Origin of the sequence: Streptococcus oralis (assembly GCF_001075875.1) — a bacterium.
Classification (GTDB): domain Bacteria; phylum Bacillota; class Bacilli; order Lactobacillales; family Streptococcaceae; genus Streptococcus; species Streptococcus oralis_I.
Map to the genome: position 1 here is coordinate 1 of NZ_JUOS01000180.1, position 9,041 is coordinate 9,041.

Genomic DNA, 9,041 nt, shown 5'->3' on the forward strand with positions numbered 1-9,041 from the left:
TTACCAATTGAATCTTGTGCATTTGGTGTTGAACCTGGAGTCACTGTTTGTGCCTTAGCTACTGGTGTGTATTTCTCAGCGTCCTTAGCTGCTGGTGTAACTAAATATACAGCAGAAATCTTATCTGTAGACTTATCAGGATAAGTGATTACAAGGTTTCCTTTTTCATCTACACTATATGTAGAATTCGCTGGTAGATTTGTGTTAACTGCTTTAACTGCTGCGATAATTTTCTGTTTCTCTTTTTCGCTAACATTGTTAGGATCTGCAACTTCGACTTTTTCACCTGCAACAGGTTCATACTTTTTAGCAGTTTCAATAACGGTAATCTTAAGATCTCTTGTTACTACTTTTCCATTTTTATTTCTTAGAAGGAAAGTAACAACGACATCACCTGCTGGCTGTTGCTCATGTACAGTACCACCAAATTTATTTCTAACTTCCTTGAACGTCTCAGTACCTGTTTTGGCAAAATAATTCCCCTGCGGGAATAGTCCGTATACAGCCGTAGCATTTTTAGGTGCATAAAATTGTGAAATAGCAGAAGCAGCAGCAATTACATCTACACTAACTTCGTCACCAGGATACACTGTAATATGTGATTTAGAAATTAAAAGTTTAGTATATGCATCACCACTAATTCCACCTTCCACAGTTGTCAATGTTGGTCGTGTCGCTGTTACAGGTGCACTCTTAGGTGACTCACTTCCGCCTGCTGGTGTAGCTGTAGCTGTGATTTCGCCTACAGGAAGGCTGTTTGTTGGCGTAACTGTAGCCACACCTTGAGCATTTGCTACTGCTTCACCGATAACAACACCATCAGTATTGTAGAGTTTAACAGTTGAACCTGCTGGTGCTTGGACAGTTACATCCGTTGCAGAACTTCCTTTTCCATCAAGGTTTGAAGTGATGACTGGAGCTGCCACTGCCGCACGTGCTCTACGTGGTTTAGCTACTTGAGAACCATCTTTAATAGTTTGAGCTGCTGACAAGCGTGCACTTGAACCATCTGCAAAAGTAACAACTACTGATCCGTCTGCTTGGACTTGAATATCAGTCGCTGCAGAGTTAGCTGCCTTAACAGCTGCTACAACTTTTGCTTTTTCTTCATCAGTAAGTGCTGATGGATCGTATACCACAGTCACTTCTGGAGTTTGGATGCTATCAGCTTCCTTAGCTTTTTCAACTTTATCAGTTGTTGCTACTGCTTCTTCCTTAGAATTTTCAGTAGTTGTAGCTGTTTTTTCAGTTTTTTCCTCAGCCTTTACTGTAGCTGGAGCCACTGGTGTTGATGGAGCTACTTCTACAGCTGGTGCTGCATAAGTTGTTTTCTCTTCAGCTGCAGCTGGCTTAACCCCCTCTGTTGTAGAGCTAGCTTCTGGCTTAGCGTCTACTGTGTCTGCTTTGACTGATGGAGCTACCAATGCTGCCCCAACCGCAAAGACAAGCGAACAACCAAACAAGAAATGTTTGCCTTTTTTGATCATTCGCCAGTTTTTCTGTTCTGCATTTTTTCGATTAAAATACATGAATTCTGTCTCCCGTTAATTTTAAAATTATAGCATGTCTTTAACATACAATTTCAATTATAAAACATAGCTTTGTTTTAGTCAATTTTTTAAACTATTATATTTGAAAATATATTTGAAAAATTTTTTCGATACAATAAAATTCTAAAATAATGATTTTTTTACTAAAACACAATATAATAAATCCAGACAATTTCTTTGTTTTTTTGATTTACTTGTAATATAATAACTAACATCTTAAAAAATATGATTTTTGTTCGTTATAATCAATTTTATTACAGGAGGAATAATTTATGAGAGCCCTATTGACTCAAAAAGAACAAAGGCAATTAAGAATTTTAGAATATTTATTTGAAAATCCAGACTGGATCCACCTAGATTCCCTAGCAGAAAACCTAGATATCAACACCCGTATCATTAAAAGCGATATCAAGGAGATGCGCGAAGTCCTCTCTTGCTTCGAAATCCAATCTTCAACAGCCGGTATCAGACTGGCCAACCCTAAAAACTTGGGTATTGAACGAATTTACCGCCACATTTTACAAGATTCTTCTAACTTCCAAGTTTTGAGAGCATTCTTTTTATTAGAAGAACCATTTACCTATGAACATTTAGCTCAAAACCTTGATGTCTCACTACCTGCACTTCGCAAAAAAGTAGCTGAGATTAACCATACCTTACAAAATAAATACCGCTTCAAACTCAAAGTCACTCCAATCTCTATCATCGGAGACGAAAAGGACATCCGCTTCTTCTTCGCCCAATATTTCCACGAAGCCTATGGTTACTTCAAATGGCCATTTACTGATTCTAAGAAAAACATTGAAGAATTTGTTGCTTTCTTTCTTAAAATGACAGGATTTCCTGCCAACTATGCTAACTTGTTGCAGCTAGAAACACAAATAGCTGTTAATTTGCACCGATTTAAGATTGGTGCTACCATCCAAACAACGAGTGATTCTACAAATGATCTTCCTTTATATGATCAACTGTCGGAGTTCCAAGATCAACTCAAACCATTGGCTAAGCGTCTGAATATCGAGGTTAACCGTCATACCTTAGAACAAATCTTTGATTCATATACTCAAAAAGGAATCTTCTTTACTGTTGAAGAATTTCTAGCTGCCCGTTCAGAAGACAAACAGGTTGATCACTCTTACCACGCTGCTCGAGATGTCCTCGATAATTTGACTCGTGAATTTGGAATTCACTTTACAAATACAGACGAGCTAGTCTGGCACCTACACAATACCGCTCTTCTTGAACGTCAAGAAATCAACTCAGAATCCATCATTTCTCATAATAAATCCTATACGCTCAAAAAAATCCAGAAATTCTTCCCTGAATTTTACGAAGCGGCTGTTTTCGAAATGATGCGTTATAAGTCTAGCTTGGGACAAAAAGAACTGGCGCACGCTGTCGTCCATCTGGTTTACACTCTCTTGACTCACGCTTCAGATTTGATGGAACAACTGTTAGAATCTCAGAATAAGGTCCGTGTCCTTGTGTTGAGTGAGTTTGACTTTGCTCATCCTCACGCTCTCATCTCTCTCTATAAATACTACACTTCTAAAAATATCCAGTTTGAAACATGGGACAAGGCTACATTGAATGTTGATGAGATTATGGAGGCTGGATATGATGCCATTTTAACCAACTTTGATGTCGAAGGTTTAAAGCATCCAAAACTAATCAATATTGGACGTATGCCCCAGCTTCAAGTTATTAGCGAACTGAACACCATCTCGCTTGGTGATCTTTAAAATCACCTTCTTTTGAAAGATCAATCATTTACAGTTTTATTTCTATATGAGCACTCAGCTTAACTATACAAAACGAAAAAGCTAGAATTCTGAATACCAGAAAACTAGCTTTTTTGTTTATTCTTTTATCCTACCAAAGAATTCCCTTATAGGATAACAGAAGGGCAGGGAATAATAATAATCCATAGAAAAATATAAAGAGCCACTTCAATTTCACACATAGAGCTACAAATTCACGGATAAAGGCTGATGGAATGTAATAGCCCGCTGTCCGACAACCTAGACCATCACCTTTCATTTTTAGCTTACGAGCATAGGTACTTGTTCTAAAAACATGATAATCATTGGTCACAAAAAGAAATTGGGGGCTTGCCACCAGTTTCTCGCCAATCTCTTTGGAATAAAGAAGATTCTCATAGGTCGTTCTTGATTGGTCCTCCAGGATAATCGCATCACGGGGGACATCTGTCTCCGTAAGCAGATAGTTTGTAATCGCTTGGGCCTCAGAAATCTTTTCGTCCGCCCCTTGTCCACCGCTGGCTATGATTTTGATATGAGGATTCTTAGACTTGTGGTAAGCTTCTACTGCCTTATCAATTCTCCTCTTTAGCAAAGGTGTTACCCTTTCTCCACCTAGTAAACCTGCACCATGAATGATAATAAAATCATAATGCTTCTTCTTGGGAATAAAGAGATACAAGATAGAGTACAACATAAAGCCCACAAAGGCAAAGCCAAAAATAAAATAAGAGTAGAAAATGAATACAAATAAAATGTTTAGAAAGTGATTGGTGTAAAATAATTCATTTTGACCTCCCAATCGAAATGAAATCAAGGCAAAAAATAGCAAAATGACTATTCCAAGAAGCATGGAGATATAATTGGCCTTTGAACGTCCCTCTCGCTTCAGCAGGATAACACCATTATAGATTAAAAAGATACCACTTAGAAAAAGCAACAAGGGGAGTAAAACAAAGGCTACTCCATAGAAAGCAAGCTGAACATTCTCATAACCGTTTTTATAAAAAAGGTAGGATAGATAAAAATAACTTGAAGTGAGGGATAATAAGAATAGTACTGGATTCCACAAACTTCTATTATCCTTCCAGAATGACAGTATAAAGGCTAATACAATTCCTACAACAAGATACATTTCTTCCTCCTATAATGATTCTATTTTATCATAATTATCCACATAAAAAAAAAGAGGATCTAAGGTCCTCTTATCCTTCTATCCTACTCTCTGCATCTGCCACCACTTGAGCAAGACTGGTTTGGCTCAGCTCCTGCTCCATGGCTAGCTGAATCTTTTGTAATTTCTCATCTAAAACCCCATGGATGTTAGCTCCTACTGGACAGGCTGGATTGGGATTGTCATGAAAACTAAAGAGTTGTCCAGTTTTTCCAAGGCATTCGACCGCTTGATAAATATCCAAAAGACTGATATCCTCAAGATTTTTGATAATCTCTGCCCCTCCAGTTCCACGCGCAACTGAGATCAATTCTGCCTTTTTCAGTTGGGACAATGTTTTACGGATAATAACTGGATTGACTCCAACACTACTAGCTAGAAAATCGCTAGTCACCTTGCTTTCCTTCCCTTTTAGGGCAATAATAATCAACATGTGAGTTGCAATGGTAAATCGACTTGAAATTTTCATCCTCTTCTCCTTTTTTCGTCAGATTTAGTTCCTTCTTCTCTTAAGTTTATTATATCTCTTCTAGTTGTAATGTCAAGAGTTACCACTAAGCCAGTCGTTCAATTCAACATCATGTCCTTGACTCTGAGCGATTTCGTGCAACAAGTCCTGATTGTGGGTATGGTGAATCCCATTAACTAAGCTTTCATAATAAACTTGGTAGTAGGGTAATTGTAAGTCTTTGGCTAGCTGTAATTCTGCCTCAATATCATAATCGACACGACGAAAATCAGCATCTTTTAAACCTTTTTCGTCAAATTCTAAGATCATGTATTGGGCCCGCAAGTCTTTGCGTAAATTCCCAGATAAAAAGAAGGGTTGCCCAATCGAACCTGGATTCAGGATAAGCTGGCCACCACTACCATAGCGAAGAAACTGCTGATGGATATGACCATAAATGGCAATATCGCAATCTGGATTGGTGACAAGACGATCAAAATCCTCTTGCTTTCCCATATGAATCAATTCTCGTCCCCAGTTTTTATCAGGCAAATGATGGCTAATCCCTAGCTTCAGATCTCCAAACTGACGGTGCACTCGCAAGGGATAGTCTTGCAGTGCCTCAATCTCCTGGCTACTAATTTCTTCCATAATATACTGACACTGGCGCAAGAGGTAGCGATGGCTCGGTCTGCTTTCATCTAACTTGCGATGACAGGCTCGCCAAAGACTATCTTCCCAATTTCCCAGAACTCTAAGAGTAATGGGTAAAGTGTCCAATCTCTGGAGAATATTTTTTCGTCCTGTTCCAGGCATGAGGATATCTCCTAAGAGCCAATACTCATCAACCCCCGCCTTCTGGGCATCCGCCAGAACAGCCTCTAAGGCTGTTGTATTGCCATGTATATCTGATAATACTGCGATTTTTGTCATATCTTTTCCTCTTAGCTTTTCTATTTTTATTATAACAAACTCCAAGTCAAAGTCAAAAAGCACCTATCTTTCCTATCGTTTTTTACTTTACTTTTTTAGTGAAAAGGATTACAATGAAGGTAATAAGAATGAGGAGGTTTTTGCTATGACACAACGTTATGAAAATATCATGGTAGCAGTTGACGGTTCTAAGGAAGCTGACTTGGCTTTCATCAAAGGAGTTCATTCAGCCCTGCGTAACCAAGCAAAACTAACTATTGCTCATGTCATTGACACACGTGCTCTTCAAAGCATTTCAACATTTGATGCCGAAGTTTACGAAGAATTGCAAGTAGAGGCCAACGATTTGATGGCAGAATATGAAAAGCGTGCAAGAGATGCTGGTCTCACAGACATAAAAGTTGTTATTGAGATGGGTAACCCTAAAACTCTCTTAGCTAAAACAATTCCTGACAAAGAAAAGGTTGATTTGATTTTGGTTGGAGCAACAGGGCTCAATGCTTTCGAGCGCCTGCTAGTTGGTTCTTCATCAGAATATATCCTACGCCATACCAGCGTTGACCTTCTCGTCGTTAGAGATAAGGACAAAACTTTGTAATAAAAAAAATGAGGTTGGGATTTTTCTCCTAACCTTATTTTTTTCATAAATTGCTGATGCAGTAGTTGAAGCCAGGAAATCAAAACATCATTCAAGGCTTCCTTTTCTATCGGCTCTTTCCTTGTGGCGTTCATAGGCCTTTATCTGACGCTCAATCTCCTTTTTAATGGCTGGTTCTGGAGCATATCTCTCCTCCCAGTCATCTGGTTTTAGGATTTTATGAGTAACTGGGTCAAAATGAGCTTTTCCATCGGGAAACATTTTACCCATATTGGCTTGATGGACAATATCAAAAATCCGTTCTGGATCCACTCCCATCAAAACAAAGCTACCATAGGTGAAATACAAGGTATCAATTAAGGCATCTACTTGCCCTACCAAATCTTGCTTAGCAGGTGTTTTCTTAGCAACTTTCTCTGCTGCTTTATCCAGCGCTTGGTGTAACTGTCCAACTGCCCGTTCGAAATCTTCTTCAGAAGAGCTAGCAGCTCGAACAAACTCGACCAGTTCTTCTATCTTAAATCCTGCTCTATGGGTGGCACCTTCTAAATCCCAAGCTTGGGGCTCCTCTTGAGTTCGTTCATCCATCATGTGGTGGAAGGTCTTGACCTTATTGAAATGATAGTCACGGCTGACAAAGACTTTCTCTGAAGCCAAAACACCAAAGTGTTCCAAGGCCTTGTGAATCCCATCTTGCTGGTTGCTGGTTGTGATATGCTTCGCCACTTCCTTGACACTGCTACTACCATTGCCCATAGCGACTGACATCCCAACACCCGCCAGCATCTCTAAGTCATTGTCCGAGTCACCAAAGGCCATGACTTGATTGAGATCAAAACCATACTCTTTTCCAACTCGGCGAATGCCCTCTAACTTGGAATTTCCTTGATTGATGACATCGGCTGCAAAAGGATTACTACGAGTTAATTTCAAGTCTTTAAAATCAGCTGCTGCTTTCTCAGATTCTTCTGGCGTCATTAGCATCAAAACTTGATAAATGGGCTGATTCATCAAGTGAAGCAAGTCTTCTTCCTTCTGAGGAACAATCTTACTCACCATTCGATTAAAGGAATGACTAACTGTACGAGTCAACATAGAGGGGACAAAACGACTCACCCTTTGAGAAAAAGAACCTAGGCCAAAAGACATGATTTTCGAACCCAGCATGGCATCCTTGGTCCCTAGAGCAATCTCCTTGCCCTCTTTTTTGGCATAGGTGATCAACTGCCGTAAATGAGACTTGGAAAGAGGACTTGTAAACAAGACTCTGTTTTTATTAAAGATATATTGGCCGTTATAGGTTACGGCAAAATCCAGATCTAAATCTTCCATTAAATCCTTAACAAAAAAAGGTCCTCGCCCTGTCGCTACTCCAACAAGCACCCCCTGGTCCTTCACAATCTTAATCGCGTCCTTAGTGGATTTCAAAACACTCTTGCGATCGTTGACTAGTGTTCCATCGATATCAAAAAAAACAGCTTTGACTTCCATCCTACCTCATTCTCCCCTTTTGTGATACAATGATTATACCACATTTCAGAAAGAGTGAGTAAATCATGCCTAAGAAAATCCTTGTTTTACATACGGGTGGTACTATTTCCATGCAAGCCGATGACTCTGGCGCTGTTGTAACTAGCCAAGAAAACCCTATGAATCATGTATCCAATCCACTTGGAGGAGTTGAAGTCCACGCACTCGACTTTTTTAATCTGCCAAGTCCCCATATTAAACCCAAGCATATGCTGGCCCTCTATCAAAAAATCAAAGAGGAGGCTGATCATTATGACGGTTTCGTGATTACACATGGGACAGATACCTTGGAGGAAACTGCCTATTTCCTCGATACCATGGAGGTTCCTCACAAACCGATCGTACTAACAGGGGCCATGCGTAGTTCCAACGAACTCGGGAGCGATGGTGTCTACAATTATCTCAGTGCCCTACGCGTAGCGAGTGACGATAAGGCTTCTGATAAGGGTGTCTTGGTCGTGATGAATGATGAAATCCACGCTGCTAAGTATGTGACCAAGACGCACACGACAAATGTTAGTACCTTTCAAACGCCGACCCACGGCCCTCTTGGGCTCATCATGAAACACGAGATTCTCTACTTCAAAACAGCTGAACCTCGTGTTCGTTTTGACCTTGATAGAATCCAGGGCTTGGTCCCTATTATCCCTGTCTATGCTGGTATGACAGAAGAACTCCTTGATTTGCTTCCTGTTGACCAGCTAGATGGTCTTATTATCCAGGCCTTTGGTGCTGGAAATGTTCCCAAGGAAACATCACAAAAATTGAACGCCCTTATCCAAGAAGGACTCCCAATCGCCTTGGTTTCTCGTTGTTTTAACGGGGTTGCTGAACCTGTTTATGCCTATGAAGGCGGTGGCGTTTGTCTACAAAAGGCTGGTGTCTTCTTTGTCAAAGAGCTCAATGCTCAAAAGGCTCGTCTTAAACTCCTCATTGCTATCAATGCTGGCCTCACAGGAGAGGAATTACGAGCCTATATGGAAGGATAATACTCTTCGAAAATCAAATTCAAACCTCGTCAACGTCGCCTTGCCGTACTCAAGTACAG

Annotated in this window: 8 protein-coding genes; 3 read left to right on the top strand and 5 right to left on the bottom strand. The window is 40.0% G+C overall.

The annotated features are described in order from the left end of the window. On the bottom strand, positions 1-1,529 hold a 1,529-nt coding region (locus ADM33_RS09540), incomplete at its 3' end, for a KxYKxGKxW signal peptide domain-containing protein (protein WP_049504810.1). Between the two features lie 293 nt (positions 1,530-1,822). Between ADM33_RS09540 and ADM33_RS09545 the strand changes: the two genes are divergently transcribed. After that, positions 1,823-3,292, top strand: coding sequence for a M protein trans-acting positive regulator PRD domain-containing protein (locus tag ADM33_RS09545; RefSeq protein WP_049504812.1), 1,470 nt, complete (start codon positions 1,823-1,825; stop codon positions 3,290-3,292). Between the two features lie 130 nt (positions 3,293-3,422). On the opposite strand, the gene ADM33_RS09550 is transcribed toward ADM33_RS09545, so the two are convergent. From ADM33_RS09550 to ADM33_RS09560, 3 genes are all read right to left on the bottom strand, one after another. After that, on the bottom strand, positions 3,423-4,445 hold the full coding sequence (locus tag ADM33_RS09550) for a YdcF family protein (protein WP_049504815.1): 1,023 nt from the start codon (positions 4,443-4,445) through the stop codon (positions 3,423-3,425). Between the two features lie 70 nt (positions 4,446-4,515). Further along, positions 4,516-4,953, bottom strand: coding sequence for an Rrf2 family transcriptional regulator (locus ADM33_RS09555; protein ID WP_049504817.1), 438 nt, complete (start codon positions 4,951-4,953; stop codon positions 4,516-4,518). Positions 4,954-5,025: 72 nt separating this feature from the next. Further along, positions 5,026-5,865, bottom strand: a complete 840-nt coding sequence (locus ADM33_RS09560) for a metallophosphoesterase family protein (RefSeq protein WP_049504819.1) — start codon at positions 5,863-5,865, stop codon at positions 5,026-5,028. Between the two features lie 145 nt (positions 5,866-6,010). Here ADM33_RS09560 and ADM33_RS09565 point away from each other — a divergent pair, with 145 nt between their 5' ends. Further along, complete coding sequence (locus ADM33_RS09565; RefSeq protein ID WP_049504821.1) at positions 6,011-6,463, top strand: universal stress protein; 453 nt, start codon at positions 6,011-6,013, stop codon at positions 6,461-6,463. Positions 6,464-6,550: 87 nt separating this feature from the next. Here ADM33_RS09565 and ADM33_RS09570 read toward each other — a convergent pair whose 3' ends face one another. Beyond that, positions 6,551-7,954: a Cof-type HAD-IIB family hydrolase gene (locus tag ADM33_RS09570; RefSeq protein ID WP_049504823.1), complete on the bottom strand. Its 1,404-nt coding sequence runs from the start codon at positions 7,952-7,954 to the stop codon at positions 6,551-6,553. 65 nt (positions 7,955-8,019) lie between these two features. Between ADM33_RS09570 and ADM33_RS09575 the strand changes: the two genes are divergently transcribed. Next, complete coding sequence (locus ADM33_RS09575) at positions 8,020-8,982, top strand: asparaginase (RefSeq protein ID WP_049504825.1); 963 nt, start codon at positions 8,020-8,022, stop codon at positions 8,980-8,982. Positions 8,983-9,041 lie beyond the last annotated feature (59 nt).

What these genes read in the sequence shown, in the direction of transcription:
- ADM33_RS09560 (WP_049504819.1), bottom strand. Translation starts at nt 5,865, where the DNA reads ATGACAAAAATCGCAGTATTATCAGATATACATGGCAATACAACAGCC.
- ADM33_RS09570 (WP_049504823.1), bottom strand. Translation starts at nt 7,954, where the DNA reads ATGGAAGTCAAAGCTGTTTTTTTTGATATCGATGGAACACTAGTCAAC.
- ADM33_RS09550 (WP_049504815.1), bottom strand. Translation starts at nt 4,445, where the DNA reads ATGTATCTTGTTGTAGGAATTGTATTAGCCTTTATACTGTCATTCTGG.
- ADM33_RS09575 (WP_049504825.1), top strand. Translation starts at nt 8,020, where the DNA reads ATGCCTAAGAAAATCCTTGTTTTACATACGGGTGGTACTATTTCCATG.
- ADM33_RS09565 (WP_049504821.1), top strand. Translation starts at nt 6,011, where the DNA reads ATGACACAACGTTATGAAAATATCATGGTAGCAGTTGACGGTTCTAAG.
- ADM33_RS09555 (WP_049504817.1), bottom strand. Translation starts at nt 4,953, where the DNA reads ATGAAAATTTCAAGTCGATTTACCATTGCAACTCACATGTTGATTATT.
- ADM33_RS09545 (WP_049504812.1), top strand. Translation starts at nt 1,823, where the DNA reads ATGAGAGCCCTATTGACTCAAAAAGAACAAAGGCAATTAAGAATTTTA.